The following is a 26314-nucleotide window of genomic DNA, read 5'->3' as shown; positions in this document are numbered from 1 at the left end:
CCCGGCGGGCCTTCCGGCATCGGGGTCACCCGCCGGTGAGCGTCTCCAGCAGATCCTTCGCGCTCTCGCAGCGGTCGAACAGCTCGCCGACGTGCGCGCGGGTGCCCCGCTCGGGCTCCATCATCGGCACCCGGACCAGCGACTCCCGGCCCACGTCGAAGATGACCGAGTCCCAGCTCGCGGCGACCACCTCGGAGGCGTACCGGTCCAGGCAGCGGCCCCGGAAGTAGGCCCGGGTGTCCTCCGGCGGCTCGGTCATCGCGGTGCGCGTCTGCTCGTCGGTGAGCAGCGTCTTCATCGAGCCGCGCTGCACCAGCCGGTGATAGAGGCCCTTCTCCGGCCGCACGTCGGAGTACTGGAGGTCGACCAGTTGCAGCTTGTGCGAGCCCCAGGCGAGCTTCTCCCGCTCCCGGTAGCCCTCCAGCAGCCGCAGCTTGGCCACCCAGTCCAGCTCGTCGGCGCACTCGAACGCGTCCCGGCCGAGCCGGTCCAGCACGCTCTCCCAGCGGCGCAGCACGTCGGCCGTCTGCGCGTCCACGTCCTTGCCGTAGCGGTCGTCCACGAAGGAGCTCACCCGCTCCAGGTACGCCCACTGCACGTCCAACGCGGTGAGCCTGCGGCCGTCGCGCATCCGCATCAGGTGCTTGAGCGACGGGTCGTGGCTGACCGCGCGCAGCTCGGCCACCGGGTCGGCGATGCCCAGGTCCGCGCCGAGCGCCTTCTCCTCGATCATGGCGAGGATCAGCGAGGTGGTGCCGACCTTGAGGAACGTGGAGATCTCGGAGAGGTTGGCGTCGCCGATGATGACGTGCAGCCGGCGGTACTTGTCGGCGTCGGCGTGCGGCTCGTCGCGGGTGTTGATGATGGGCCGCTTGAGCGTCGTCTCCAGTCCCACCTCGACCTCGAAGAAGTCGGCCCGCTGGGAGATCTGGAAACCGCTCTGGCCGCCGTCCTGGCCGATGCCGACCCGCCCGGCGCCGCAGACGATCTGCCGGGTGACGAAGAACGGCGTCAGGTACGCCACGATGTCGGCGAACGGCGTCTGCCGGCGCATCAGGTAGTTCTCGTGCGCGCCGTAGCTGGCGCCCTTGTTGTCGGTGTTGTTCTTGTACAGGTGGATCGGGTGGGTGCCCGGGATGGTCGCGGCGCGGCGGGACGCCTCGGCCATCACCCGCTCCCCCGCCTTGTCCCACCGCACCACGTCGAGGGGGTTTGTGACCTCGGGTGTGGAGTACTCCGGGTGCGCGTGGTCGACGTAGAGGCGGGCGCCGTTGGTGAGTATGACGTTGGCGAGCCCGAGATCCTCGTCGGCGAGCGCCTCGGCCGGGTCGTACGCGGCACCGGAGTAGGTGAACCCCCGGGCGTCGCGCAGTGGCGACTCCTCCTCGTAGTCCCAGCGGGCCCGGCCGCCCCGGTTGAGTTCCGGCCGCGCCCCGTAGGCGTTGACCACCTGGGAGGAGGTGACCATCGGGTTGGCTCCGGCCTGACCGGGCACGGAGATGCCGTACTCGACCTCGGTGCCCATGATCCGTCTAACGCTCATCGACCTGCCCGCTCCGCTCGCCGTCCCGGTCCCCGTCACGTCGAGCGTAGTCGGCGTGACGCGCCGAGGGGGCGTGGCGGCAGCGCCGGGTCCGGTGTGGCGGCTTCCCCGGGTACGCGCGAAGGCCCGTGGCGCGTACGCCACGGGCCTTCGTCGAGGGGGTCGGACTACAGGTACTGGCCGGTGTTGCTGGCGGTCTCGATGGACCGTCCGGCCTCGGCGCCCTTGCCACCGGAGACGAGCGTGCGGATGTAGACGATCCGCTCGCCCTTCTTGCCGGAGATGCGGGCCCAGTCGTCGGGGTTGGTGGTGTTGGGCAGGTCCTCGTTCTCGCGGAACTCGTCGACGCAGGCGTCGAGCAGGTGCTGCAGGCGCAGACCCTTGCGGCCGGAGGTGAGGAACTCCTTGATGGCCATCTTCTTGCCCCGGTCGACGATGTTCTGGATCATCGCGCCGGAGTTGAAGTCCTTGAAGTAGAGGACTTCCTTGTCACCGTTGGCGTACGTGACCTCGAGGAACCGGTTCTCCTCGGTCTCGGAGTACATCCGCAGGACCACCGCGTCGATCATCGCCGCGACCGTGGCCTGGGCGTCGCCGCCGTGTTCGGCCAGGTCGTCGGCGTGCAGCGGCAGGCCGGCGAGGATGTACTTGGAGAAGATGTCCTTCGCCGCCTCGGCGTCCGGCCGCTCGATCTTGATCTTCACGTCGAGCCGGCCGGGCCGCAGGATCGCCGGGTCGATCATGTCTTCCCGGTTGGAGGCGCCGATGACGATGACGTTCTCCAGGCCCTCGACGCCGTCGATCTCGCTGAGCAGCTGCGGGACGATGGTGTTCTCCACGTCGGACGAGACGCCGGAGCCGCGGGTGCGGAACACCGAGTCCATCTCGTCGAAGAACACGATCACCGGAGTGCCCTCACCGGCCTTCTCCCGTGCCCGCTGGAAGATCAGCCGGATGTGCCGCTCGGTCTCGCCGACGTACTTGTTGAGCAGCTCGGGGCCCTTGATGTTGAGGAAGAAGCTGGTGTGCCGATCCTTGCCCTCCCGCTCGGCGATCTTCTTGGCCAGCGAGTTCGCCACCGCCTTGGCGATGAGCGTCTTGCCGCAGCCGGGCGGGCCGTAGAGCAGGATGCCCTTCGGCGGCCGGAGCTGATGCTCGCGGAACAGGTCGGAGTGCAGGAAGGGCAGTTCCACCGCGTCGCGGATCTGCTCGATCTGCGCCTGGAGGCCACCGATGTCCTCGTAGTCGACGTCGGGCACCTCCTCCAGGACCAGCTCCTCGACCTCGCTCTTCGGGATCCGCTCGTACGCGTACGCCGAGCGGGGCTCGATCATGAGCGAGTCGCCGGCCCGGATCGCGCTGCCGATCAGGGTCTCGGCGAGGTGCACGATGCGCTCCTCGTCGGAGTGCGAGACCACGAGTGCCCGGTCACCCGGAGCGCCCTCGGGGCCCGCCAGGATCTCCTTGAGCATCACCACCTCGCCGACCCGCTCGTAGCCGAACGCGTCGACGATGTTGAGCGCGTCGTTGAGCAGGACCTCCTGGCCCCGGCGCAGCTCGTCGACCTCCAGCGAGGGCGAGACGGCCACCCGGAGCTTGCGCCCGCCGGTGAACACGTCCACCGTGCCGTCGTCGTGCTTGGCCAGGAAGACGCCGTAGCCACTCGGCGGCTGGGCGAGCCGGTCGATCTCCTCCTTGAGCGTCACGATCTGCGCGCGAGCCTCCTTGAGGGTGCTCACGAGCCGCTCGTTGTTCTCGGTCAGCCGCGCCAACTGTGCCTGGGTGGCCGCCAGCCGCTCTTCGAGCTGCCGGACGTGTCGAGGGCTTTCGGTCAACTTGCGCCGCACCAGAGCGAGTTCCTCTTGCAGGAACGCGACCTGCGTGGAGAGATCGTGGGCTTCCTTTTCCCACCGTGCGGCGCGCGAGTCCGCGTCGTCGCTGCGTGCCACGTCCCACCTCCCCGGGGGGCTTGAACGTTCTGACCTAACACTAGCCGCTATGAGCCCGATTCGGTCCACAGCAACGCGCTCGTCACCGAAGCTTGATCGCGAAGGGCTGGTCGCGGGGCGGGTACGGGCGTTCGGGTACCGTCGGAGCGTGGGACGGGAGAACATGGGGGGTGCTTCGTGACCGACGTCGCGACCGACCAGTTGCAGGTCTGGGTGGATCAGGATCTCTGCACCGGTGACGGGCTCTGCGTGCAGTACGCGCCGGAGGTCTTCGAGTTCGACGTCGACGGCCTGGCGTACGTCAAGGGCCCCGACGGCGAGCTGCGGCAGGCCCCCGGCGCCCGGGTGGACGTGCCGGAGCACCTGCGCCTCGAGGTGATCGACTCCGCGAAGGAGTGCCCGGGCGAGTGCATCCACGTGGTGCGCGGCAGCGACGGCGTCGAGGTGGCCGGCCCGGAGGCCGAGGACTGAGGCGGAGACGGACACGACGGGCCGGGGACGTGTGGTCCCCGGCCCGTCGTGCGTCCGCCTCAGAGCAGGGGCCGGCCGACGACCGAGGCGACCAGCCGGGCGAACTCCTCCAGCCGGGCGATCTGCCCGGCCCCGCCGTCGTCGAGGGTCTTGCCGAATCGCAGCGCGTCGTGCCGGGGCGCGCCGATCGCCTCGTCGCTGGGCGGTGCCTCGTCCAGTGAGCTGAGCAGCAGGTACACGTCGATGCTGTCGACCCGTACGGTGCCGTTGTCGGCGCGCATGAGCCGCCGCCGGCAGCCGACCTCGGTGACGGTGGACAGCGGCACCACCCGCAGCGACGAGGTCATCGCGCCGGGCGGCCCCTCCCCCGGCGGCACGTCCTCGCCGTGCCAGAGCACCAGCCGGCTGCCGTCGCAGACGACGACCTCCTGCCACACGCCGTTGACCTCGTTGACGAAGCGTTCCAGCGTGAAGCCGAGCACTGAGGCGCCGCGCAGCACGCCGTCGAGCGCCTCCAGGGCGATGTCCGGGTCGCGCAGGTACGCCCGGGCGGCCGACTCCAGGTCGGTGTAGGGCGACCAGTCCGGGAAGACGGCGGGCAGGTCGTTGTTGCCGTAGCCGGGGTTGCTCACGCCGCCTCCCGCCGACCCGCGCCGCGGCGCCGCCGTCGGTTCCGGTCACCGGCACGGGCGCGCCGCCCGACGCGCGCCCCGATCCGCTCGCTCATGCCACCGTCTCCACCCGCTCAGGTGTCGTCCCCACCGGCACACATGATCCGCCCGTGCGCGCGCGGGCGCGCGGCGGGGGTCAGGGCTGCTCCGGCTCCTCCGCCGCGCGGGCCGCGGCGGCGGCGCGCAGGGCGTCGCGGCGCTGCGCGTACGCCTCGGCGCCCTTGCTGGGCTTGCGCCGCCGCGGCGGCGCGGTGACCCCGGGGGCGAGCTTGCGCGCGGAGACCAGGAACGCGGTGTGGGCGATCATCCGGTGGTCCGGTCGGACGGCGAGCCCCTCGGCGTGCCAGTCGCGCACGAGCGACTCCCAGGCGCGCGGCTCGGTCCAGCCGCCGCGCTCGCGCAGCGCCTCGACCAGCTCGGAGAGCTGCGGGGTGGTGGCCACGTAGCCGATCAGCACGCCGCCGGGCACGAGTGCCCGCTCGACCATGTCGAGCATCTCCCACGGGGTGAGCATGTCGAGGATGATCCGGTCGAATCCGGTCTCGGCGCAGTCGGCGACGTCGCCGACGTGCAGGTTCCAGGCCGGGTGCGGGCCGTTGAAGAACGCCTCGACGTTGCGGCGGGCGATCTGGGCGAAGTCGTCGCGCAGCTCGAACGAGTGCAGCTCACCCTCGGTGCCGACGGCCCGCAGCAGCGAGCAGGACAGCGCGCCGGATCCGGCGCCGGCCTCCAGCACCTTGGCGCCGGGGAAGACGTCGCCCATGGCGACGATCTGCGCCGAGTCCTTCGGGTAGATCACCTGGGCGCCGCGCGGCATGGACAGCACGTAGTCCGACAGCAGCGGCCGCAGCGCCAGGAACGCGGTGCCGCCGCCGGCGGTGGTGACCACGCTGCCGTCGGGCAGGCCGATCAGGGTGTCGTGCTTGAGGATCCCGCGATGGGTGTGGAACTCCTTGCCCGGCTCCAGCGTCACGGTGTGCATCCGGCCCTTCGGGTCGGTCAGCTGGACCCGGTCGCCCGGCCGGAACGGCCCGCGGTGGACCGGGGGCAACGCCGGGACGGTGGAGATCTCTGCGGTCACGTGTTCGTCTTCCGTTCGGGTTCCAGGAGCTGGGCGAGATCCGCGATGTGCAGCACGCCGACCACATCTTCGCCTGCCGTCACGACGTACTGCGCGCCCGGGTGGGTGCGCACGGTCTCCAGCACCCGCTCGCCGTCCGCCCCGAGCGGCAGGGCCGGCACGGCGGACAGGTCGCGGGCCACCTCGTCCACCGCGACCCACGGCCTCCGTTCCGGGGGTACGGCGGCGACGCGGGCCGGGTCGACCAGGGCGACCGTACGGCCGGCCGAGTCGACCACGCCGAGCGCCGCCTCGGGGGTGCCCGCCTCGTCGCGGCGGCGCTGGGCCTCGGCCAGCGGCGTGCCGGCGGGCACCGGCAGCACCGCGCGGGCCAGCCGGGCCAGGTCGACCAGGTGCAGCCGGCGGCCGATGCGCGCCATCCGGATCGACTGGCCGGCGCCGCGCCACAGCGTCAGCGCGACGAGCAGCAGCAGCGGCAGGGCCAGCGGGGCCAGCGCCCGGCGCATGGTGAGCACCACGACCAGCGCCAGCGTGCCCAGCGCGACGGCCCGGCCCACCCAGCCGGCCACCTCGGTGCCGCGGTGCCGGTCGCGGGTGAGCGCCCACACGGCGGCGCGCAGCGCCCGGCCGCCGTCCAGCGGCAGGCCGGGCAGGCTGTTGAAGATCGCCACCACCACGTTGCTGACCGCGAGCTGGAAGGCGAGCTGGTGGCCGAGCGTGCCGGCGGGCAGGGCGAGGGTGGCGGCGACCGCGCCGGCGCCGAGCACTGCGGAGACGGCCGGACCGGCCAGGGAGATCAGCAGCTCGACCCGAGGGCTGGGGGCGTCGCGGTCCATCTCGGTGTAGCCGCCGAGCAGTTCCAGCGTGATCCCCCGCACACCGATGCCGTACCGGCGGGCGGTCAGCGCGTGGCCCAGCTCGTGCAGCAGCACGGAGCCGAGCAGGGAGATCACGAAGCCGAGGCCGACCAGGTAGCCGCCGAGCGGGCCGAGGTCGAGCTGGCGGCGGGCCAGCGCCGCGTACAGCACCGTGACCACGACGGTGAGCAGCAGCATCGAGGCGTCGACGCGCAGCGGCACCCCGAGGACCCGGCCGAGGCTGAGCCCCGGCCGGCGGGGTCCTCGGCTCCGCTGCTGCACCGGCCCGATGCTACGTGAGCTGAGCTCCAGCGAGCCCCGCAGCCGGGGACGACCCAGGGCGCGGCGATCCCGATCATGCTTCGGTGCGGCGACGCCGGCCCTGTCACACGCGTGCCCTAACCTTCCGGTCATGACGGCGGAACCGATGATCGACAGTCACGGCGACCAGACGGCGGCACCGGCGCCGGTCACCGTGCGGGCCTCGTTGTCGCCGTCGCGGGCGGCAGATTTCAAGACCTGCCCGTTGCTCTACCGGTTCCGCAGCATCGACCGGCTGCCCGAGCGGCCGACCGTCGAGCAGGCCCGGGGCACCCTCGTGCACGCCGTGCTGGAGCGGCTGTTCGACCTGCCGGCCGCGGCGCGCACCCCGGAGTCGGCGGGTGACCTGGTCGCCCCGCAGTGGGACCGGCTGGTCACCGAGGAGCCGGAGCTGGCGACGCTGTTCGCCGACGGCGACGCCGTCGGGCCGCAGGAGTTCCTCCGGTCGGCGACGGCGCTGCTGGACGGCTACTTCGCGGTGGAGGACCCGCGCCGGCTGGAGCCGGCCGAGCGCGAGGCGCTGATCTCCGCGGTGGTGGACGACGAACTTCTCATCCGGGGCTACCTCGACCGGCTCGACGTCGCGCCGGACGGCGCGCTGCGGGTGGTCGACTACAAGACCGGCGGGGCGCCGCGCGAGGCGTTCGAGGCGCGCGCGCTGTTCCAGCTCAAGTTCTACGCCCTGGTGCTGTGGCGCACCCGGGGCGTGGTGCCGCGCGTGCTGCGCCTGCTCTACCTCAAGGACGCCGAGGTCTGCGACTACGCGCCGGACGCCGACGAGCTGGTGCGTTTCGAGCGCACCGTGGTGGCGCTGTGGCGGGCGATCGAGCAGGCCACCGCCCGGCAGGACTTCCGTCCCCGGCCGAGCCGCCTGTGCGACTGGTGCAACCACCAGGCGCTGTGCCCGAGCTACGGCGGGACGCCGCCGCCGTTCCCGGTGGCCGCCGCCGCGCCCGACCCGCTCGTGGACGCCCGCTCCCGCCCGGTGGCGCCCGGCGCCGACGAGTGACCTCCGCTCCCGCCGGAGGGTGCCCGGGCTGACGCCTGGCCGGAGGGTGCCCGGATCGACGGGCGATCCCGCGCACGCCGGTGATGCCCAGTCGTACCCGCCGTCAATCCACCCGTTCGGACCGTAACCGCACACAAGAGCGCCCGCGATCCCGTGCGGACCGGCGCGCGGAGCGCCCGCGATCCCGCGCGCGGCTCGGGCGCGGGGAGCGCGTCCGAGCCCGATGCGGGCCCGGCGCGCAGAGCGCCGTGGGAGTGGACCGACGACACCGAGATGGCCTGTTCGGTGGTGGCCGGACTGGCCGGCGGGGGACGGATCGACCGGGACCGGCTGGCGTTGGCGTTCGCGCAGCGCTGCGGCCCACACCCGGGGGTACGGGCCGGGCGCGGTGACGGTGCTGCGGCTGATCCGTACCGGCACGCCGTGGCCGGTGGCTGCCGCGTCCGCGTTCGACGGGCAGGGCTCCTGCGGCTGGGTCGCCGCCACGCTGCCGCACGACTGTCCGGCCGCGATCCGTGTCTGCATGGAGGCGGGCGGCCACGTGGACACCACAGCCGCCATCGCGGGCAGGACCGTTACCGCGTACACCGGTTTGAGCGGGCGCGACCGCCCACTTTCCGCCGCCTGGGGGCATGCGCGCCACTTCGGGGAGGTGGCGGGATCGAGCGGTGCGTGATGCCGCAACCTCCCCGACCAGGTGTGGATCACCACCGGTGGCGACCGGGCACCCGGACCACTTCACCGAAGTGGCGAGGTTGACGGGCGGGATGCACCCAGGTCAGGGAGGTGGCGGGTCGACGGGGGCGTGACGCAGCCATAACGGGGAGGTGGCGGGGTCAACGGGGGTGGGACGCAGCCACATCGGGGAGGTGGCGGGGTCGACGGGGATGAGACGCAGCCACATCGGGGAGGTGGCGGGGTCAACGGGGATGAGACGCAGCCACATCGGGGAGGTGGCGGGGTCAACGGGGATGAGACGCCGCCACATCGGGGAGGTGGCGGGGTCAACGGGGATGAGACGCAGCCACATCGGGGAGGTGGCGGGGTCGACGGGTGCATGATGCCGCAACCTCCCCGAGCAGGTGTGGATCACCATCGGTGGTGACCGGGCACGCAGCACCTCGCCGAGGTGGCGGGGTCGACGGGGGCGTGACGCCACCTCGGGGAGGTGGCGGGGTCGATAGGGGTGGGATGCAGCCACCTCGGCGAAGTGGGGTCGATCATGCGTGCGGGGCGTGCACCACCGGCCGGGACGGGCTCGCCGAGCCGGCGCGCGGCGCTCCCCGATCTGGGCGATTCCGGTGTCAGGTCACCGCGGGGCGGAATCGGGTGTCTGGGACGAATGCGGCGCCAGGTCACCGTGGGCCCTGCGATTCCGTGCGGGCCGTGCGCGCAGACCGCTCGCGATCCCGTGAGGGCCGTGCGCGATCCCGCGCGGGCCGTGCGCGCAGACCGCCCACGATCCCGTGAGGGCCGTGCGCGATCCCGCGCGGACCGTGCGCGCAGACCGCCCACGATCCCGTGAGGGCCGGGCGCACAGAGCGCCCCGCGATCCCGCGCGGGCCGGCGCGCAGAGCCCGGCCAACCCGCGGGATCAGAGCGGCCTGATCGGCGACCGGGCGGCCGGCGCCCTCTACGGTGGTTACCGCGGCCCGGTTCGCGCTGGATGGATCGCGGGCGCGTGCCGGCGGGCTCCGGCCGGACCGCCGACCGGACGACGAGGGGGATGCATGACCGAGGGCGCCGTCTCCCGGCCGGTGCGGATTCTGCTCGCCGACGACCAGCCGCTGCTGCGTACCGGATTCCGGATGGTGCTCGGCGCGGAGGACGACCTCAACGTGGTGGGTGAGGCCGGCGACGGCGTGGAGGCGGTGGAGCTGTCCCGGCGGCTGCTGCCCGACGTGGTGCTGATGGACATCCGGATGCCGCGCCTGGACGGAGTGGCCGCCACCCGGGCGATCGTGTCGGCCCGGCTGCCGGTCCGCGTGCTCGTGCTCACCACGTTCGAGCAGGACGAACACGTCGTCGGGTCGCTGCGGGCCGGGGCGGGCGGCTTCCTCACCAAGGACGTGCCGGCCGAGGACCTCGTCGCCGCGATCCGCACTGTGGCCGCCGGGGGCGCGGTGATGTCCCCACGCATCCTGCGCCGGCTGCTCGACCGCTTCGCCCAGGTGCTGCCGGACCCGGCCGCCGCGCCGGCGCGGGCGCTGGAGCCGCTGACCGACCGGGAGCGCGAGGTGCTCACCCACATGGCGCGTGGACTGTCCAACGCGGAGATCGCCCGGTTGCTGTCGGTCAGCGAGACCACTGTGAAAACCCATGTCGGTCATGTGCTGACGAAGCTACGGTTGCGCGACCGGGTCCAGGCGGTCGTGCTCGCGTACGAGACGGGCCTGGTCCGTCCCGGCGGCTGAGGTGGCGCGGGTCGCCTACCGTGACCAGCGGCGGGGCTGATGTGTTGACCATCACGCGGGGTCAGGCCCTGACGTCGGCGTCGCCTGCCGGTCAGGGGTCACCCTGAGCCCGGATGGGGGTCGACCCTCACCGGAAGATCGGCGCGGATTCCACCCCAGGTCGGAGGGCTTTCGGGCTCGCGACCCCGAGGATGGATTCCGCCGCACCGGCCAGCGGGGGCGGTGCGGCATGAGAACGACATACGGAAGAGGTAGATGACGTGACCGCGACGGTAGGCCGAGAGCAGGCCGCGGCCCGGGCGAACGACGTGTGGAAGGTGTACGGCAGCGGTGAGGCGCAGGTCGTCGCGCTGCGGGGGGTGACCGCCGAGTTCGAACGCGGCCGGTTCACCGCGATCATGGGGCCGTCCGGCTCCGGCAAGTCCACACTCATGCACTGCCTCGCCGGTCTGGACACGGTGACCAAGGGCACCGTGATGATCGGCGACACGACGGTGACCGGTCTCAACGACGCGGGTCTGACGAAGCTGCGCCGGGACAAGGTGGGCTTCATCTTCCAGCAGTTCAACCTGCTGCCCACGCTCACCGCGCAGGAGAACATCCTGCTGCCGCTGTCGATCGCCGGGCGCAAGCCCGACCCGGCCTGGTACGACACGGTGATCGACACGGTCGGGCTGCGGGAGCGGCTCGGGCACCGCCCGGCTCAGCTCTCCGGCGGCCAGCAGCAGCGCGTGGCGTGCGCCCGGGCGCTCGTCGCCCGCCCCGAGGTGATCTTCGCGGACGAGCCGACCGGCAACCTGGACTCCCGCTCCGGCGCCGAGGTGCTCAAGTTCCTGCGCAACTCGGTCCGCGAGCACGGCCAGACCATCGTCATGGTCACGCACGACCCGACCGCCGCCGCGTACGCCGACCGGGTGGTCTTCCTCGCCGACGGGCAGATCGTCTCGGAGCTGATCGAGCCGACCGCCGAGACGGTGCTGGACACGATGAAGAAGCTGGACGCCCCGGTCGAGGTGGGCAACTGATGCTGCGGGCAACGCTCAAGAGCCTGCTGGCGCGCAAGCTGCGCCTGCTGCTGTCCGGCCTGGCGGTGGTGCTCGGCGTCATGTTCGTCTCCGGCGCGTTCGTGCTCACCGACACGCTCGGGCGGTCCTTCGACGCGGTCTTCGCCGACGCGTACGCCGAGGTCGACGTCAGCGTCGAGGCGAAGCCGAAGATCGACGTCTCCACTACGGAGGGCATGCCGCTGAGCACCCCGATGCCGGCGTCGGTGCTCGACCGGATCAAGGCGGTGCCCGGCGTCGCCGACGCCGAGGGCGTGGTCGCCGCCGACGGCGCCCGCATGATCGGCAGCAACGGCAAGGTGGTCACCTCGTTCGGTCCGCCGCAGCTGGGCCAGAACTGGCTCGGTGAGAGCGACCTGGTGGAGATCCGCGAGGGCCGCGCGCCGCAGGCCGACGACGAGATCGTGATCAACACCGCGCTGGCCGAGGCGGGCAAGGTCAAGGTCGGCGACCGGGTCGGCGTGCTGACGCTCGCCCCGAAGAAGGAGTTCACGCTCGTCGGCGTGTTCGGATACAGCGGCGGCCGGGACTCGATCGGTGGCGCCAACGAGGTCTACTTCACCACCCCGGTGGCGCAGCAGCTGATGCTGGGCAAGCCGGACGTGTTCAGCAACGTCAGCGTCCAGGCCGCCGACGGCACCACGCCGGCCGCGCTGCGCGACGAGCTGGCCCGCACGCTGGGCGCCGACTACCAGGTCAAGACCGGCGAGCAGCTCGCCGCCGACGCCTCGGCCGGCCTCAAGGAGGGGCTGTCGTTCTTCAACAAGATCCTCCTCGGGTTCGCCGCGGTGGCGCTGCTGGTCGGCACGTTCCTGATCCTCAACACGTTCTCGATCATCGTGGCCCAGCGCACCCGTGAGCTGGCCCTGATGCGCGCGATCGGGGCCAGCGGCAAGCAGGTCATCGGCTCGGTGGTGCTGGAGGCGCTCGCGGTCGGCCTGATCGCCTCGGTGCTGGGGCTCGCCGCCGGCATCGGCGTCGGCGCGCTGCTGGCGTACCTGTTCGGTCAGCTCGCCGGGGGTCTCACCCTGGCCGGGCTGGGTGTGCCGGCCTCGGCGGTGATCGGCGCGTTCGCGGTCGGCATGCTGATCACGGTGATCGCCGCGCTGCTGCCGGCGGTACGCGCCTCGCGCATCCCGCCGATCGCCGCGATGCAGGACGTCGCCACGCCGGACCGGCCGCTCACCAAGGTCACCATCGGTGGCGCGGTGGTGACCGGCATCGGCGCGGTGCTGCTGTTCCTCGGTCTCGGCGGGCACGCCGGCGACAGCACCCTGGCGACCATCCTCGGCGGCGTGCTGTTCGCGTTCATCGGCGTGGCGCTGCTGACGCCGATCATCAGCCGGCCGGTGGTCTCGCTGCTCGGCGCGATCTTCTCCTGGTCGGTGCCGGGCAAGCTGGGCCGGCTCAACTCGGGCCGCAACCCGCGCCGCACCGCGATCACCGCCGCCGCGCTGATGGTGGGCATCGCCCTGGTCACCGGCGTGACGGTGATCCTGGACTCGGCAAAGGGCAGCATCGGCGCGCTGGCCGAGGACACCATCAAGGCGGAACTGGTGATCTCCGGGGCGTCGTCCGGGCCGCGCCCGGCGAGCTTCGACCCGGCGGTCCTGGAGAAGGCCGCCGCGATCCCGGGCGTCCAGATGGTCGACGGCGAGTACGGCGACATGGCAGTGGTCGGCGGCGAGCGGACCTGGGTGGCCGTGTCGAGCAACGTGGCCGCGCTCCAGCAGATCTTCGGGGCGAAGGCCACCGCCGGTGACATCAGCAAGCTGGCGCCGGACCAGATGCTGGTCAGCTCGGACACCGCGAAGGCACGCAACCTCAGCGTCGGTTCGACGGTGCCGGTGCAGCTGTCCCGCGGCGACGCCCGCACCTACACGGTCAGCGGCATCTACGAGAGCTCGCAGCTGACCAACCCGGTGACGCTGCCGCCGCAGGCCGCCGCGGACTTCGCCATCCCGCAGCCGATCCAGGGCTTCCTCCAGCTCGCCCCCGGCACGTCGGTGGACGCGGTGCAGCCGCAGGTCGAGCGGTTGCTGGCGGACAGCCCCGAGGTGTCGGTGGCCGACCGGGCCGCGTTCATCGAGCAGCAGACCGGCCAGCTGGACTCCCTGCTCCAGATGATCCAGATCCTGCTGGCGCTGGCCATCGTGATCGCGGTGCTGGGCATCATCAACACGCTCGCGCTGTCGGTGCTGGAACGGACCCGGGAGCTGGGCCTGCTGCGGGCGATCGGCCTGCGCCGCGCCCAGACCATGCGCATGATCACGGTCGAGGCGGTGGTGATCTCCATCTTCGGCGCACTGCTCGGCGTGGTGGTCGGCACGGGTCTCGGCGCGGCGGTGGTCGAGGCGCTCAAGGACGAGGGCATCACCGACCTGGTCCTGCCGTGGGGTCAGATGGTGACGTTCCTGATCCTGGCCGCGATCATCGGCGTGGTCGCCGCCGTGCTGCCGGCGATCCGGGCCGCGCGGATCAACGTCCTGGGCGCCATCGCCCACGACTGACGTGAAAGGAAGGGCCCCTTCTTAACGCCTCGCGCATAAGAAGGGGCCCTTCTTAACGGTTGAGCAGGGCCGCGAGCAGCTCCAGGTCCGCCGCGAGCAGGCTCTCCACCTGGTGTACGCCGTCGGCGGGCGCCAGCGGCACCTCGGCCGGTACGGCCAGCACCGCAGCCCCGGCGGCGAGCGCGCTGGCCACCCCCGTCGGTGAGTCCTCGATCGCCACGCACCGCTCGACCGGCACGCCCAGCAGACGCGCGGCGGTCAGGTACGGCTCCGGGTGCGGCTTCGCCGAGTCCACCTCGTCGCCGCAGACCACCGCGTCGAAGCTGTCCCGCCCCAGCGTGTCCAGGGCCACCTCGACCAGGGACCGGCCGCTGGAGGTGACCAGCGCGGTGGGGATGCCGGCGTCCCGTACCGCCCGCAGCAGCGCCAGCGCGCCCGGACGCCACCGCAGCCCGGTGCGGAACAGGTCCAGGATCCGGGCGCTGATCCAGTCGGCGCTTTCCTGCACGTCCCGCTCCGGCTGGCCCAGGTCGTCGTGCACGATCCGCATCGCGTCGGCCATCCCGGTGCCGACGATCGCGCGGCGGGCGTCCTCGGACAGGACACCGCCGTACACGGCGGCCAGTTCCTGCAGCGCGACGTCCCACAGTTTCTCGCTGTCGACCAGGGTGCCGTCCATGTCGAAGAGCACGGCGGCGGGGTGCTTGCTGCTCAGCGGGGGCCTCCTTCGGTACGCGTACCCCGCCGATCCTGCCAGCCGCGTCCGGTGCGCCCGTCACCGTCCCCGATCGGGGTGACCCGCGGCATCAGCCGAGGCCGCAGGCGCCGAGCGACTTCTCGTACCCCCGGAAGAACGACTCGCTGCGCTGCTCGGCGGTGCCGTGCGAACCCTCGGCGAACCACGGCTGGTCCGGGTCGTCGCCGACCGCCAGCAGCCCTTCCCGGAACTCCTCCAGGTCGCCGTCCTCCAGTTCCAGCGCCCCGGACCGCACGCTGTCACCGAGGTACGCCCCGGCCATGCAGTCGGCCTGCAACTCCTGCTGGATGGTGAAGTTGTAGCGGATGCCCAGGCGCACCTGCATGCCGTGGGCGTACTCGTGGCCGAGCAGGTAGAACAGGAACGCGTCGCCGATCTGCCGGAACGCCGCCACCGACCAGTTCACGTCGTAGGCGATGAAGTCGCCGGCCGAGCAGTAGACCGCGTTGTTGCGCGGCAGCCCTTGCCCGGCGCAGGCCACCTCGCCCTCGCGGCTGTAGGCCACCACCCGCCGGATCGGCCTGAACCGCTCACCGGAGGCGCGGAACTGCTCCGCCCAGTAGCGTTCGGCCAGCCGGACCGCGTCCTGGATGTCCTGCTTGAACTCGGCCACGCTCGTCGTGCCGTCCGCGCGGGTGGTCTGCGACTCGGGCTGCGCGCTGCGCGGGGGTGCGGGCTGCTGCGGCTCGCCCTGGTCGTAGCCACCGGCCATGCAGCCGGCCGCCACCAGCGCGGCCACCACCAGTCCGGCGATCGGCCCGCGCCCCTGACGTCCCGCCCTGTCCCCCACCGTAACCTCCCGGCTGTTCGTTCCCGTGTCCCGCAGCAGTACCCCCGGCGGCCGCCGGTGATGCTCACCGGCTCTCACGCACCGCCGCCGGGAAACGTTCACCGGTGCGCGGGAACGATACGGTCGGCGCGTGGACCGGTCGTACGCGGGAATCGTCTACTGGCGACGCAGCCTCTGGAACGGCATGCGGTGCGTACCGGTGCTGCTGACGCTCGACGAGGGCCGGCTGCGCGCCCGCGACCGGCGCGGCGCGGAGGTGTTCGCCGCGCCCGCCGGGCAGGTCGAGGCCCGGGGGACGATCGTCGGCACGATGCTGCTCACCGTCGGCGGCCACCGGTACGCCCTGGTCGGCGTGGGCGCCACCGTCTCACCGGCGCCGAGCGCGGAGCAGCGGCGGCGGTTGGATGAGTACACGGCCCGCGCCGAGCCTGTTCCCGACCTCGCGTCGTGGTGGGAGGTGCTGGCGGGGGCCGGCGTGACGGTGCGCTGACCAGCGCGGTCAGTCCAGGCCGCGCATGATGTGGGGCTCGCCGTCGTCGTCGCCGAAGCAGCGGTGCAGCACCTGGGCGCGCGCCCACAGGTCCAGGCTGCTCGGCGGTCCGACCGGTCCGGTTCCGGCGGGCGTGGTGGTCAGCACGGGAGCCGGTTCCGGCGGGACCTGCGACGTCACCTCGTCGGTCATGTCCGCCCCTTTCGTCGTACCCATGCTCGTCTGCGGGCGTTTCCGCCACGTCAACTCCGACGGCGCGGGCGTGGACGCGGCGCGCCTGACCCACGCCGGCCCGTACTCCGGTGACGGTAGCCCGCCGGGCCGTCGAGCACAGCCGTATTCCCGACGTCGCCGCAGGTCGCGGCCGGTGATCAGGCCCGCGCGTCGCGCCCGCCGCCCGGGCCGCAGGTGGCGCAGCAGGTGTCGCCGCGCCAGGCGTCGCGGCCCTCGCGGACCGCGACCACGGCGATCACCAGGGCGGCGACCGGGTCGGCCCAGGACCATCCGAACAGGCCGTTGAGGGCCAGCCCGACGAGCAGGACCACCGAGAGGTACGTGCACAGCAACGTCTGCTTGGAGTCGGCCACCGCCGACCGGGAGCCCAGTTCACGCCCGGCGCGCCGCTGCGCTGCCGACAGCACCGGCATCACGATCACCGAGAGCCCGGCGAGCACCAGCCCGACCGGTGAGTGCGCGGCCTCGGCGCCGCCGAGTAGCGCCCGTACCGCCTCGACTGAGACGTACGCGGCGAGCGCGAAGAACGACACCGCGATGACGCGCAGCGTGACCCGCTCCCGGGCCTGCGGATCCGGACCGGCGAACTGCCACGCCACCGCCGCCGCGGAGGCCACCTCGATGACCGAATCCAGACCGAAACCGATCAGGGCGGTCGAGGACGCGACGGTGCCGGCACCGATCGCCACCACCGCCTCGATCACGTTGTAGGTGATCGTCGCGGCGACCAGCAGGCGTACCCGGCGGGTGAGCAGCGCGCGGCGGTCCGGCGCCGGGCCTGCGGGCGTGACGGGGATCAGCGGCAGGCTCATCAGCAGCATCCGTCGGCGGCGTCCGGGCAGGCGGCCGGGTCGACCGCGAGCACGACGCCGACCAGGTCGCCGAGCGCGTGGGCGAGGCGGGCGTCGGCCAGCTCGTACCGGGTGCGGCGACCCTCCGGCACGGCCACGACCAGGCCGCAGCCGCGCAGGCAGGCCAGGTGGTTGGACAGGTTCTGCCGGCTGGTGCCGAGCGCCTCGGCCAGCTCGGCCGGGTAGCCGGGCCCCTCGCGCAGGGCCAGCAGCAGCCGGGCGCGCAGTGGGTCGGACAGCGCTTGACCGAAACGGGACAGCGCCTGGGAGTGGTGCAGCGTCCGCATGCCGTGACTGTACAGCGTCTGCTGTATTCAGGAAGGAATGAACCGGCGGTTGCATCCGGTACCCCGGTACGGGCTTACCGTCGAGAGGTGACCGACGATTCCTGGGTGCCCGACACCTGCACGCTGCCGACCACCGAACGGCCGCTGCGGCTGGCCGAGTTCGACGGGCTGTTCCACGACGCGCTGCGCGGCGCCGACCGGCCGGCCGCCGGGCATCTGCGGCTGCACCTCGACGGCCGCGCCGAAGCGCTCGCCCGGGACCTGATCGCCCGCGAGTCCGCCTGCTGCTCCTTCTTCACCTTCGATCTCACCCGCCCGGACGGCGACACGCTGACGCTCGACATCCGCGTTCCGGCGACCCGTGTCGCCGTACTCGATGCCCTGGCCCTGCGGGCCACGACCGCGCGGGGCCGGTGATGGGCGAGCCGGAGCTGCGCAGCGGCCGGCTCGCCGACGCGGCCGGGGTCAACGTGCAGACGCTGCGCTACTACGAACGGCGCGGGCTGCTGCCCGCGCCCCGGCGGTCGCCGGGCGGGCATCGCCTCTACCCGGCCGAGACGGTCACCCTGCTGCGGGTGGTGAAGGCCGCGCAACGTCTCGGCTTCACGCTCGCCGAGGTCGCCGACCTGCTGACGGCCGGACGGCACGACGCCGGCCTGCGGACCCGGGCCCGCGACAAGCTCGCCGAGGTGGAGCGACGGCTCGCGGACCTCACCGCCGTCCGCGACACGCTCCGGGCCGCCGTCTCGGCCGGCTGCGACGACCTGGTCACCTGCGCCGAAAGCCCGCACTGTCCCCTGCCCTTCACCGGTCCGGACCGAGGCCCGGCTACGGTCTGACGCATGACGGTCGTGCGTTCCATCCTGCTGTTCCTGCTCGCCGCCCTCGCCGAGATCGGCGGCGCCTGGCTGGTGTGGCAGGGCTGGCGGGAGAACCGCGGGCTGCTCTGGATCGCCGCCGGGGTGATCGCGCTCGGCGCCTACGGGTTCGTGGCCACGTTCCAGCCGGACGCGAACTTCGGCCGCATCCTCGCCGCCTACGGCGGCGTCTTCGTCGCCGGGTCGCTCGCCTGGGGCATGGTGGTCGACAAGTTCCGGCCCGACCGCTACGACCTCGTCGGAGCGGCCATCTGCCTGGTCGGCGTCGCCGTCATCATGTACGCCCCGCGCACGAGCTGACGTCGCGGTGATGAGTTTCCGCGCCCGTGCCCGTCACACCTGCGAAGGGACACGACGACGCGGAGGGATGACGTCATGGGTAGGGACACGCAGCTGCAGGAGCTGGGCGTGAGCGATCTGGCTGAGGTCGACGAACCGGCGTTCACCGGGCTGGCGCAGCGGCACCGGCGGGAGCTGCACGTGCACTGCTACCGGATGCTCGGGTCGTTCGAGGACGCCGAGGACACCGTCCAGGAGACGTTCCTGCGGGCGTGGCGGCGGCGGGACACGTTCGCGGGACGGTCGACGTTCCGGGCCTGGCTGTACCGGATCGCCACCAACGCCTGCCTGGACCTGCTCGCCAAGTGCCGGCCCGAGCCCGCGACCGGCGGCGAGGTGCGGTGGCTCCAGCCGTACCCGGACCGGCTGCTCGACGAGCTGCCCGCCGCCGACGCGGACGAGCCGGAAGCCGTAGCGGTGGCGCGAGAGACGATCGAGCTGGCGTACCTGGTCGCGGTGCAGCACCTGGCGCCGCGCCCACGCGCAGTGCTGATCCTGCGGGACGTGCTCGGCTGGCCCGCGAAGGACGTCGCGGAACTCCTTGGGGACTCGGTCAACTCGGTGAACAGCGCCTTGCAGCGCGCCCGCGCGGGCATGCGGGAACACCTGCCCGCGCAACGGCAGGACTGGACCGGCGACGAGACGGACACGCGGACCCGCGAGCTGGTACGCCGCTTCACCGACGCCAGCATCGCCAAGGACGTCGACGGTCTCGCCGCCATGCTGCGCGACGACGTGCGCTGCTCGATGCCGCCCACCCCGGGCCTCCAGATCGGCCGCGACGCCGTGGTGAACGACTGGATCGCAGACGGTTTCGAGAGCCTGGGCAGCCTGCGAGCAGTGCCCACCGCCGTGAACCGGCAGCCCGCCGTCGCGTTCTACCTCTGGCAGGACAGCGACGGCGCGTACCTGCCGCTCACAGTCGACGCCCTGCGCATCACCGGCGGGGCCATCACCGAGATCGTCACGTTCCACGCCGACCAGTTCCCGCGGCTCGGGCTGCCGGAGCGCCTGCCGGCCGACCGTACGCCGTAGTGCCCGCGCGGACGCTCGCGCTGCCCGGCGGCGCGCGAGTTCCGGTGGTCGCGGCCCAGTGGCGTCACGCGTACGGCGTGGTCACGCGCGGCCGGGTGCAGCTGGAGCTGCGCGACGGCACCCCCGGGCCGGTCCTCGGCCGTGACGCCGGCTTCTGGCTGCGCGGCACCGGCGTACGCGCGTTGCGCAACCCCGGCCGTCGCACCGCGACCGTGCGGATCCTCACCCCTCACCTCGAAGCTCGGAGGAACGACATGATCAGCAGCACCGACACCGGCACCGTCTCGGGCCGTCCGCACGGCTTCCGGCGGCTCGCCGTCACCGGCCTGGTCGCCACGATCGCCGCGATGGCGGTCACCACGCTCGCGGCGGCGCTCGCCCGGGCCGCCGGTGTGGACTTCGAGATCCCTGACGGCGGCGAGACGATCCCGTTGGGCGGGTTCGCCGTGGTGACCGGGTTCTTCTCGCTCGTGGGCGTCGTCATCGCCGCCGTCCTGTTGCGGTTCAGCGCCTACCCCGCGCGGCGGTTCGTGTGGACGGCGGTGTCCCTGACCGCGCTGTCGATGGTGCCGCCGTTGATCGCCGGGGGCGACGCAGCCACCACTGTCGCGCTGGTCGGGCTGCACCTGGTCGCGGCGGCGGTGATGATCCCCGCCCTGACGCGGAGCCTGCGCGCAGACCCTTCGCGAGGTGCCTGACGGCTACCGGGTCGTGGCTCCGCGACGGCGGAGGGCCACCTTGGTGCCGCCGAACGCGACGAGCCAGGGCAACACCAGGAAGCCGCCGCAACCGATCACGATCAGCCACAGCGTCTCACCCGGTCTTCCCTGATGCTCCAGGCCGGGCCAGGTGAAGGCGCTGCCGAGCAGCGACAACGCGTAGAACAGGACGATCACGATCGCGGCGGCCGTACCGATCCGGCGGCTGAGCCCGATGCCCGCGGCGCAGAGAAACCCGAGCCCGGACATGACAAGGGGGGCGAGGTACATACCGGACAGGACGACGAAGGTGTAGTACGTCGCACCGGGGTCGAGAGCCGGGTCCGCCAGCGGTGGCGGGCCGGCTCCGACCGCGTGGACGACAGCGGAGAGGGCGGAGTTCACCACTTCGGACTCCTCGCACCGGGACGCTCGCACGCCATCGAAATCGATCCCTCAGTCTGGCACCGGTCGAGCCGCCAGATCGACCGGGAGCCGCAGGCCCGACACAGAATGATGCGATCCACAGGATTCGATCGAGATCACTCGGGCACTTCGATACGGACCATACGCCGGGCGCCGCCAGTCGGCGCCCGGCGCCACGTACGACCGAGAGGTGACACCATGACCTTCCGCGCCAGGCTCGTCGGAGCCGCACTCGCCGGGACGCTCGCCGCCGGTGCATCGGCACTGGCCACGGCCTCTACGGCCAGCGCGCAGGCCGAACCCTGCGTTCAGCGCATCGCCGTGGTGAACAACGCCGCCTTCGTGATGTCCTTCAGTGTCGCGGCGAGCAACGGCTTGGAGACGGCGAACACCGACACCTACCCGATCAACCAGTCGCGGACGATCGATCTCACCACCACCGCGCTGCCGGTCGGGTCCGATGTGCGGCCGGTGGTGGACGCGGTGGCCGGAGCGCAACGGACCCCGAGCAGCTTCGTGTCGTACTGCGAGAACGGGCAGACCGCGACGTACTCGGTGACCGGGACGACGTACGACTACTCGGTCACGCTGATCGGCTGACCGACGCGTCGACGCTTCGGGGCGTCCGCCATCCCGGCGGGCGCCCCGCGCTCGTCCGCGCCGAGACGGGTAACCGGCGGCGAGGGCCGCCGGTAGACAGGTCGTCCGCTCAAGCGTCAACCGATCGAGTCACCGAACGCCAAGGCGTCGAAGGCCCGTTCGAGGTCGGCCGTGTCCGCACCGGAGAAGACCGTTTCCAGGTACGCGCCGTCGGCACACATGACTCAGGTCATCGAGCAGTCTTCACTCGCCCGCCCTGATCAATTGGACCGCAGGGCAGGGCAGCAAGCGCGCTCACCTTGGCTACTTGGCGTTGAAGTAGTTCGCCTCCGGGTGGTGCACCACGATCGCGTCGGTGGCCTGCTCCGGCACCAACTGGAACTCCTCCGACAACTGCACCCCGATCCGCTCGGCGCCCAGCAACTCCACGATCTTCGCCCGGTCCTCCAGGTCCGGGCAGGCCGGGTAGCCGAACGCGTACCGGCAGCCCCGGTAGTCGGTGCGCAGCAGGCCGGCCAGATCGGCCGGGTCCTCGTCGGCCACAGTGCCGCCGCCGGGCAGCACCAGCTCGGCCCGGATCCGCCGGTGCCAGTACTCGGCCAGGGCTTCGGTGAGCTGCACGGACAGGCCGTGGACCTCCAGGTAGTCGCGGTATTCGTTGCCGGCGAACATCTTCGCCGTGTACTCGCTGATCGGCTGCCCCACGGTGACCAGCTGCAACGCCACCACGTCGAGCTGGTCGCCCTTGGGCCGGAAGAAGTCGGCCAGGCACAGGCGCCGCTCCTGCCGCTGCCGGGGGAAGGAGAACCGGGCCCGCTCGCTGTGCCCGTTCTCGTCCAGCACCACCAGGTCGTTGCCCTCGGAGTACGCGGGGAAGTAGCCGTACACGACGGCCGCCTCCAGCACCTGGTCGGAGATCAGGCGGTCCAGCCAGTACCGCAGCCGGGGCCGGCCCTCGGTCTCCACCAGTTCCTCGTACGACGGTCCCTTCCCGCCACGGGCGCCGCGCAGGCCCCACTGGCCCAGGAACGTGGCCCGCTCGTCGAGCAGTGCCGCGTAGTCGGCCAGCGGCACACCCTTGACGACGCGGGTGCCGAAGAACGGCGGCTTCGGCACCGTCACGTCCACCGCCACGTCGGAGCGGACCGACGCGTCGTCCAGTTCGGGCAGCGCCTCGCGCACCTGCGCCCGCTGCCGCTCGCGGCGCTCCCGGCGGGCCGCCAGTGCCGCCTCGCGCTCCGGGTCGACCATCGGCGCGCCGCCGCGCTTGGCCGCCATCACGCGGTCCATCAGGGACAGCCCTTCGAACGCGTCGCGGGCGTAGTGCACCTGGCCCGGGTAGATCGACCGCAGGTCGTCCTCCACGTACGCGCGGGTCAGCGCCGCGCCGCCGAGCAGCACCGGCCAGCGCTCGGCCACGCCCCGGGAGGCCATCTCGGCCAGGTTCTCCTTCATGATGACTGTGCTCTTGACCAGCAGGCCGGACATGCCGATCGCGTCGGCCCGGTGTTCCTCGGCCGCGTCGAGGATCGCGTTGATCGGCTGCTTGATGCCGATGTTCACCACGTCGTAGCCGTTGTTGGACAGGATGATGTCGACCAGGTTCTTGCCGATGTCGTGCACATCGCCCTTCACTGTGGCGAGCACGATCCGGCCCTTGCCGTCGTCGTCGGTCTTCTCCATGTGCGGCTCCAGGTAGGCCACCGCGGTCTTCATCACCTCGGCGGACTGGAGCACGAACGGCAACTGCATCTGACCGGAGCCGAACAGCTCGCCGACCACCTTCATGCCGTCCAGCAGCAGGTCGTTGATGATGGACAGCGGCGTACGCCCCTGCGCCATCGCGGTGTCCAGGTCGGCCTCCAGGCCGTTGCGCTCGCCGTCGATGATCCGCCGCTTGAGCCGCTCGTCCAGCGGCAGCGCGGCCAGTTCCTCGGCCCGGGTCGCGCGCGCCGACGCCGCGTCCACGCCCTCGAACGCCTCGATGAACCGCTGCACCGGGTCGTAGCCCTCGCGGCGGCGGTCGTACACCAGGTCGAGCGCCACCTCGCGCTGCTCGTCCGGGATCCGCGACATCGGCAGGATCTTGCTGGCGTGCACGATCGCCGAGCTCAGCCCGGCCTGGGCGCACTCGTGCAGGAAGACCGAGTTGAGCACCTGCCGGGCCGCCGGGTTGAGGCCGAACGAGACGTTCGAGATCCCGGCGGTGAAGTTGACGCCCGGGTAACGCGCGGCGATCTCCCGGATCGCCTCGATCGTCTCGATGCCGTCGCGGCGGGTCTCCTCCTGCCCGGTGGCGATCGGGAACGTCAGCGCGTCGATGAGGATGTCCTCCCGGCGCATCCCCCACCGGCCGGTCAGGTCGTCGATCAGCCGGCAGGCCACCCGTACCTTCCACTCGCGGGTGCGGGCCTGGCCCTCCTCGTCGATGAGCAGCGCCACGACGGCGGCGCCGTGCTCCCTGACCACCGGCATGATCCGCGCGTAGCGGGAGTCGGGACCGTCGCCGTCCTCGAAGTTGACCGAGTTGACCACGCACCGGCCGCCCAGCATCTCCAGCCCGGCCTCGATCACCGCCGGTTCGGTGGAGTCCAGCACGATCGGCAGCGTCGAGGCGGTGGCGAACCGGCCGGCCAGCTCCCGCATGTCCTGCGTACCGTCACGGCCCACGTAGTCGACGCAGAGGTCCAGCAGGTGCGAGCCGTCGCGGGCCTGGCTGCGCGCGACCTCCACGCAGGCCTGCCAGTCCCCGGCGAGCATGGACTCGCGGAACGCCTTCGAGCCGTTGGCGTTGGTCCGCTCCCCCACCATCAGGATGCTGGCGTCCTGGGCGAACGGCACGTGGTGGTAGATCGAGGAGACCCCGGCCTCCGGCTTCGGCTCTCGCGCCACCGGCGCCCGCCCGCCGAGTCGCTCCACCAGCACCCGGATGTGCTCCGGGGTGGTGCCGCAGCAGCCGCCGATCAGGGCAACGCCGTAGTCGGTGACGAACTGCTCCAGCGCGTCGGCCAGCTCGTCCGGGCTGAGCGGGAAGTACGCCCCGTCGGCGGTCAGCACCGGCAGGCCCGCGTTCGGCATCACCGAGATCGGGATACGCGAGTGCTGCGCCAGGTAGCGCAGGTGCTCGCCCATCTCGGCCGGGCCGGTGGAGCAGTTCAGCCCGATCAGGTCGACGCCCAGCGGCTCGATCGCTGTCAGCGCGGCGCCGATCTCGCTGCCGAGCAGCATGGTGCCTGTCGTCTCCACCGCGACCTGGCAGATGATCGGGACGTCCCGGCCGGCCTCGGCGCGGGCCCGCTTCGACCCGACCACCGCCGCCTTGACCTGGAGCAGGTCCTGGCAGGTCTCGATGATCAGCGCGTCCGCTCCGCCGGCGATCAGGCCGGCGGCGTTCTCCTGGTACGCGTCGCGCAGCGAGGCGTAGCTCGCGTGCCCGAGGGTGGGCAGCTTGGTGCCCGGACCCATCGAGCCGAGCACGAACCGGGGATGCTCCTCCGTCGCGTACGCGTCGGCGGCCTCCCGCGCGATCCGCGCGCCCGCCTCGGACAGCTCCCGGATGCGGCCGGGGATGCCGTACTCGGCGAGGTTGGGCAGGTTCGCGCCGAACGTGTTGGTCTCCACGCAGTCGGCGCCTGCGGCCAGGTAGGCGTCGTGCACGCCGCAGACCACGTCCGGGCGGGTCACGTTGAGGATCTCGTTGCAGCCTTCCAGGCCGTCGAAGTCGTCGAGGGTGAGGTCGGCGGCCTGGAGCATCGTCCCCATCGCGCCGTCCGCGATCAGGATCCGATCGGCCAGCAGGTCACGCAACGAAATAGGCACATGCCCCAGGTTAGTGCGCCCGAGTGCGGCAGAGTCACCCGAACCGGGCCTTCCCACATTCTGCCCACCGGGCCGGCGTACACCTTTCCGCCGGTTCGCCCGAGTGGTCCGGCCCGGCGACCGGCGCGGCCGACGGGCCGGGCCCGGCGGCGGCACGTAGGCTGACGGACGTGAAGGACAACTGGGGTGCGACCGTGCGACGGGGCGGCGCCGCGCCCGACGAGCAGGGTGAGGTGACGGCGTGACCGAGTTCGACGGGCTGCCGGTACTGCGCTCGCCGGTCGCCATCGCGGCCTTCGAGGGCTGGAACGACGCCGCCGACGCCTCCACCGCCGCCGTGGAACACCTGGAACAGGTCTGGCAGGCCCGGGAGGTGACCGAGCTGGACCCGGAGGACTTCTACGACTTCCAGGTGAGCCGCCCGACGATCACCATGGCCGACGGGGAGACCCGGCGCGTCGAGTGGCCCACCACGCGCTTCATGGTGGCCAGCCCGGAGGGCACCGAGCGCGACGTGGTGCTGATCCGCGGCATCGAGCCGAGCATGCGCTGGCGTACGTTCTGCGAGCAGGTGCTGGAGATCTGCCACAGCCTGGAGGTCGAGCGGGTGGTGCTGCTCGGCGCGTTGCTGGCCGACGTGCCGTACACCCGGCCGCTGCCGATCAGCGGCAGCGCGTCGGACGCCGACGCGGCCAAACGCTACCAGCTCACCCCCACCCGGTACGACGGGCCGACGGGCATCGTCGGCGTGCTGCACGACGCCTGCACCCGGGCCGAGGTCGACGCGGTGTCGTTCTGGGTGCACGTGCCGCACTACGCCAACAACCCGCCCTGCCCGAAGGCCACCCTCGCCCTGCTGCACCGGGTCGAGGAGGTGCTCGACCTGCCGGTGCCGATGGCCGACCTGGCCGAGGAGGCAGCCGAGTGGGAGCAGCGGGTGCGCAGCGCTGCCGAGCAGGACGCCGAACTCGGCGAGTACGTCCGTGAGCTGGAGGAACGGGTCGGCGACGCCGGCATCACCCCGTTGACCGGGGACGAGATCGCCCAGGAGTTCGAGAAGTACCTGCGTCGCCGCGGTGGTTCCGCCGGGCCGACAGCGGGTTCCTGGTAGCACCCTTCCGTCGAAGCCGGGCTCCCCTGCCGGGGCCCGGCTTCTTCGTGTCCGGGGTGGCGCCGTCACACCCGCTAGGGCATCCTAGGAACCTAGCTGTTGTGAGGAG

The 26314-nt window shown here is 72.2% G+C and carries 25 protein-coding genes and 1 pseudogene; 14 read left to right on the top strand and 12 right to left on the bottom strand.

The features are described from left to right. Positions 1 to 25: 25 nt before the first annotated feature. Together dop and arc are read right to left on the bottom strand one after the other, a co-directional pair. Entirely contained in the window at positions 26 to 1543 is a 1518-nt protein-coding gene (gene dop, locus FB454_RS21090) for a depupylase/deamidase Dop (RefSeq protein ID WP_071095207.1), read from the bottom strand. A gap of 167 nt (positions 1544 to 1710) precedes the next feature. Beyond that, complete coding sequence (gene arc, locus FB454_RS21085) at positions 1711 to 3492, bottom strand: proteasome ATPase (RefSeq protein WP_013286104.1); 1782 nt, start codon at positions 3490 to 3492, stop codon at positions 1711 to 1713. 177 nt (positions 3493 to 3669) lie between these two features. Between arc and FB454_RS21080 the strand changes: the two genes are divergently transcribed. After that, entirely contained in the window at positions 3670 to 3963 is a 294-nt protein-coding gene (locus tag FB454_RS21080) for a ferredoxin (protein WP_013286103.1), read from the top strand. A 59-nt stretch (positions 3964 to 4022) separates the two neighbouring features. Here the strand turns inward: FB454_RS21080 and FB454_RS21075 are convergent, their stop codons facing one another. The 3 genes from FB454_RS21075 to FB454_RS21065 form a co-directional block, all read right to left on the bottom strand. Further along, entirely contained in the window at positions 4023 to 4595 is a 573-nt protein-coding gene (locus FB454_RS21075) for a hypothetical protein (protein ID WP_145823319.1), read from the bottom strand. Positions 4596 to 4770: 175 nt separating this feature from the next. After that, a complete protein-coding gene (locus FB454_RS21070) occupies positions 4771 to 5715 on the bottom strand; it encodes a tRNA (adenine-N1)-methyltransferase (protein ID WP_145823318.1) in 945 nt (314 codons plus the stop codon). Continuing rightward, positions 5712 to 6770: a M50 family metallopeptidase gene (locus FB454_RS21065; RefSeq protein WP_151014987.1), complete on the bottom strand. Its 1059-nt coding sequence runs from the start codon at positions 6768 to 6770 to the stop codon at positions 5712 to 5714. The genes FB454_RS21070 and FB454_RS21065 overlap by 4 nt, the downstream gene beginning before the upstream one ends. A gap of 214 nt (positions 6771 to 6984) precedes the next feature. Here FB454_RS21065 and FB454_RS21060 point away from each other — a divergent pair, with 214 nt between their 5' ends. The 5 genes and pseudogenes from FB454_RS21060 (at position 6985) to FB454_RS21040 (ending at position 13890) form a co-directional block, all read left to right on the top strand. Then, entirely contained in the window at positions 6985 to 7902 is a 918-nt protein-coding gene (locus tag FB454_RS21060; protein ID WP_030274008.1) for a RecB family exonuclease, read from the top strand. A gap of 153 nt (positions 7903 to 8055) precedes the next feature. Next, a pseudogene (locus FB454_RS21055) lies at positions 8056 to 8578 on the top strand (ADP-ribosylglycohydrolase family protein). Positions 8579 to 9632: 1054 nt separating this feature from the next. Next, a complete protein-coding gene (locus FB454_RS21050) occupies positions 9633 to 10316 on the top strand; it encodes a response regulator transcription factor (protein WP_145823316.1) in 684 nt (227 codons plus the stop codon). 260 nt (positions 10317 to 10576) lie between these two features. Beyond that, on the top strand, positions 10577 to 11341 hold the full coding sequence (locus FB454_RS21045) for an ABC transporter ATP-binding protein (protein ID WP_013476954.1): 765 nt from the start codon (positions 10577 to 10579) through the stop codon (positions 11339 to 11341). Continuing rightward, positions 11341 to 13890, top strand: a complete 2550-nt coding sequence (locus FB454_RS21040; RefSeq protein WP_013476955.1) for an ABC transporter permease — start codon at positions 11341 to 11343, stop codon at positions 13888 to 13890. The genes FB454_RS21045 and FB454_RS21040 overlap by 1 nt, the downstream gene beginning before the upstream one ends. Positions 13891 to 13942: 52 nt before the next feature. Here the strand turns inward: FB454_RS21040 and FB454_RS21035 are convergent, their stop codons facing one another. Both FB454_RS21035 and FB454_RS21030 read right to left on the bottom strand, forming a co-directional pair. Next, positions 13943 to 14581 (bottom strand): HAD family hydrolase, encoded by a 639-nt coding sequence (locus FB454_RS21035; RefSeq protein ID WP_071095211.1) that lies wholly within the window; start codon positions 14579 to 14581, stop codon positions 13943 to 13945. A 115-nt stretch (positions 14582 to 14696) separates the two neighbouring features. Then, entirely contained in the window at positions 14697 to 15437 is a 741-nt protein-coding gene (locus FB454_RS21030; RefSeq protein ID WP_123111232.1) for a neutral zinc metallopeptidase, read from the bottom strand. Between the two features lie 130 nt (positions 15438 to 15567). Between FB454_RS21030 and FB454_RS21025 the strand changes: the two genes are divergently transcribed. Then, entirely contained in the window at positions 15568 to 15927 is a 360-nt protein-coding gene (locus FB454_RS21025) for a hypothetical protein (protein ID WP_145823315.1), read from the top strand. 9 nt (positions 15928 to 15936) lie between these two features. Here the strand turns inward: FB454_RS21025 and FB454_RS21020 are convergent, their stop codons facing one another. The 3 genes from FB454_RS21020 to FB454_RS21010 all read right to left on the bottom strand — a co-directional run bounded on the left by FB454_RS21020 (position 15937) and on the right by FB454_RS21010 (position 17299). Beyond that, entirely contained in the window at positions 15937 to 16119 is a 183-nt protein-coding gene (locus FB454_RS21020; RefSeq protein WP_013286093.1) for a hypothetical protein, read from the bottom strand. A gap of 179 nt (positions 16120 to 16298) precedes the next feature. Then, positions 16299 to 16973 (bottom strand): cation efflux transmembrane domain-containing protein, encoded by a 675-nt coding sequence (locus FB454_RS21015; RefSeq protein WP_013476960.1) that lies wholly within the window; start codon positions 16971 to 16973, stop codon positions 16299 to 16301. Continuing rightward, positions 16973 to 17299: a helix-turn-helix domain-containing protein gene (locus FB454_RS21010; RefSeq protein ID WP_145823314.1), complete on the bottom strand. Its 327-nt coding sequence runs from the start codon at positions 17297 to 17299 to the stop codon at positions 16973 to 16975. The genes FB454_RS21015 and FB454_RS21010 overlap by 1 nt, the downstream gene beginning before the upstream one ends. 87 nt (positions 17300 to 17386) lie before the next feature. On the opposite strand from FB454_RS21010, the gene FB454_RS21005 reads away from it, so the two are divergent. From FB454_RS21005 to FB454_RS20985, 5 genes are all read left to right on the top strand, one after another. Next, positions 17387 to 17716 (top strand): hypothetical protein, encoded by a 330-nt coding sequence (locus tag FB454_RS21005; RefSeq protein ID WP_145823313.1) that lies wholly within the window; start codon positions 17387 to 17389, stop codon positions 17714 to 17716. After that, positions 17716 to 18138 carry a MerR family transcriptional regulator gene (locus FB454_RS21000; RefSeq protein WP_030274025.1) on the top strand — a complete coding sequence of 141 codons (423 nt, stop codon included), beginning with the start codon at positions 17716 to 17718 and terminating at the stop codon, positions 18136 to 18138. The genes FB454_RS21005 and FB454_RS21000 overlap by 1 nt, the downstream gene beginning before the upstream one ends. A 3-nt stretch (positions 18139 to 18141) precedes the next feature. Further along, positions 18142 to 18477 (top strand): YnfA family protein, encoded by a 336-nt coding sequence (locus FB454_RS20995; protein WP_071095215.1) that lies wholly within the window; start codon positions 18142 to 18144, stop codon positions 18475 to 18477. Between the two features lie 75 nt (positions 18478 to 18552). Then, positions 18553 to 19551: an RNA polymerase subunit sigma-70 gene (locus tag FB454_RS20990; RefSeq protein WP_071095217.1), complete on the top strand. Its 999-nt coding sequence runs from the start codon at positions 18553 to 18555 to the stop codon at positions 19549 to 19551. Beyond that, positions 19551 to 20249 carry a DUF6069 family protein gene (locus FB454_RS20985; protein ID WP_013476964.1) on the top strand — a complete coding sequence of 233 codons (699 nt, stop codon included), beginning with the start codon at positions 19551 to 19553 and terminating at the stop codon, positions 20247 to 20249. Before FB454_RS20990 ends, FB454_RS20985 begins: the two co-directional genes overlap by 1 nt. 3 nt (positions 20250 to 20252) lie before the next feature. Here the strand turns inward: FB454_RS20985 and FB454_RS20980 are convergent, their stop codons facing one another. Then, on the bottom strand, positions 20253 to 20657 hold the full coding sequence (locus tag FB454_RS20980; RefSeq protein ID WP_145823312.1) for a hypothetical protein: 405 nt from the start codon (positions 20655 to 20657) through the stop codon (positions 20253 to 20255). Between the two features lie 216 nt (positions 20658 to 20873). On the opposite strand from FB454_RS20980, the gene FB454_RS20975 reads away from it, so the two are divergent. Beyond that, positions 20874 to 21275: a hypothetical protein gene (locus FB454_RS20975; protein WP_013286084.1), complete on the top strand. Its 402-nt coding sequence runs from the start codon at positions 20874 to 20876 to the stop codon at positions 21273 to 21275. A 303-nt stretch (positions 21276 to 21578) separates the two neighbouring features. Here the strand turns inward: FB454_RS20975 and metH are convergent, their stop codons facing one another. Continuing rightward, the gene (gene metH, locus FB454_RS20970; protein ID WP_186461630.1) at positions 21579 to 25094 is read right to left on the bottom strand and encodes a methionine synthase; all 3516 of its coding nucleotides are present in this window, start codon (positions 25092 to 25094) and stop codon (positions 21579 to 21581) included. A 241-nt stretch (positions 25095 to 25335) separates the two neighbouring features. Between metH and FB454_RS20965 the strand changes: the two genes are divergently transcribed. Further along, on the top strand, positions 25336 to 26205 hold the full coding sequence (locus FB454_RS20965; protein WP_013286081.1) for a PAC2 family protein: 870 nt from the start codon (positions 25336 to 25338) through the stop codon (positions 26203 to 26205). Positions 26206 to 26314: the final 109 nt, after the last annotated feature.

It is taken from the genome of Micromonospora sp. CNZ297, from assembly GCF_007827625.1.
The sequence above is the reverse complement of the archived record's forward strand: the minus strand, read 5'-3'. Positions and strand labels throughout refer to the sequence as shown.

Excerpts from the sequence above, each read along its gene's own strand:
- FB454_RS20995 (WP_071095215.1), top strand. The coding sequence starts at position 18,142 with ATGACGGTCGTGCGTTCCATCCTGCTGTTCCTGCTCGCCGCCCTCGCC.
- FB454_RS21040 (WP_013476955.1), top strand. The coding sequence starts at position 11,341 with ATGCTGCGGGCAACGCTCAAGAGCCTGCTGGCGCGCAAGCTGCGCCTG.
- FB454_RS20975 (WP_013286084.1), top strand. The coding sequence starts at position 20,874 with ATGACCTTCCGCGCCAGGCTCGTCGGAGCCGCACTCGCCGGGACGCTC.
- FB454_RS21000 (WP_030274025.1), top strand. The coding sequence starts at position 17,716 with ATGGGCGAGCCGGAGCTGCGCAGCGGCCGGCTCGCCGACGCGGCCGGG.
- dop (WP_071095207.1), bottom strand. The coding sequence starts at position 1,543 with ATGAGCGTTAGACGGATCATGGGCACCGAGGTCGAGTACGGCATCTCC.
- FB454_RS21020 (WP_013286093.1), bottom strand. The coding sequence starts at position 16,119 with ATGACCGACGAGGTGACGTCGCAGGTCCCGCCGGAACCGGCTCCCGTG.
- FB454_RS21050 (WP_145823316.1), top strand. The coding sequence starts at position 9,633 with ATGACCGAGGGCGCCGTCTCCCGGCCGGTGCGGATTCTGCTCGCCGAC.
- FB454_RS21060 (WP_030274008.1), top strand. The coding sequence starts at position 6,985 with ATGACGGCGGAACCGATGATCGACAGTCACGGCGACCAGACGGCGGCA.
- FB454_RS20990 (WP_071095217.1), top strand. The coding sequence starts at position 18,553 with ATGGGTAGGGACACGCAGCTGCAGGAGCTGGGCGTGAGCGATCTGGCT.
- FB454_RS21065 (WP_151014987.1), bottom strand. The coding sequence starts at position 6,770 with ATGCTGCTGCTCACCGTCGTGGTCACGGTGCTGTACGCGGCGCTGGCC.
- FB454_RS21015 (WP_013476960.1), bottom strand. The coding sequence starts at position 16,973 with ATGAGCCTGCCGCTGATCCCCGTCACGCCCGCAGGCCCGGCGCCGGAC.
- FB454_RS21010 (WP_145823314.1), bottom strand. The coding sequence starts at position 17,299 with ATGCGGACGCTGCACCACTCCCAGGCGCTGTCCCGTTTCGGTCAAGCG.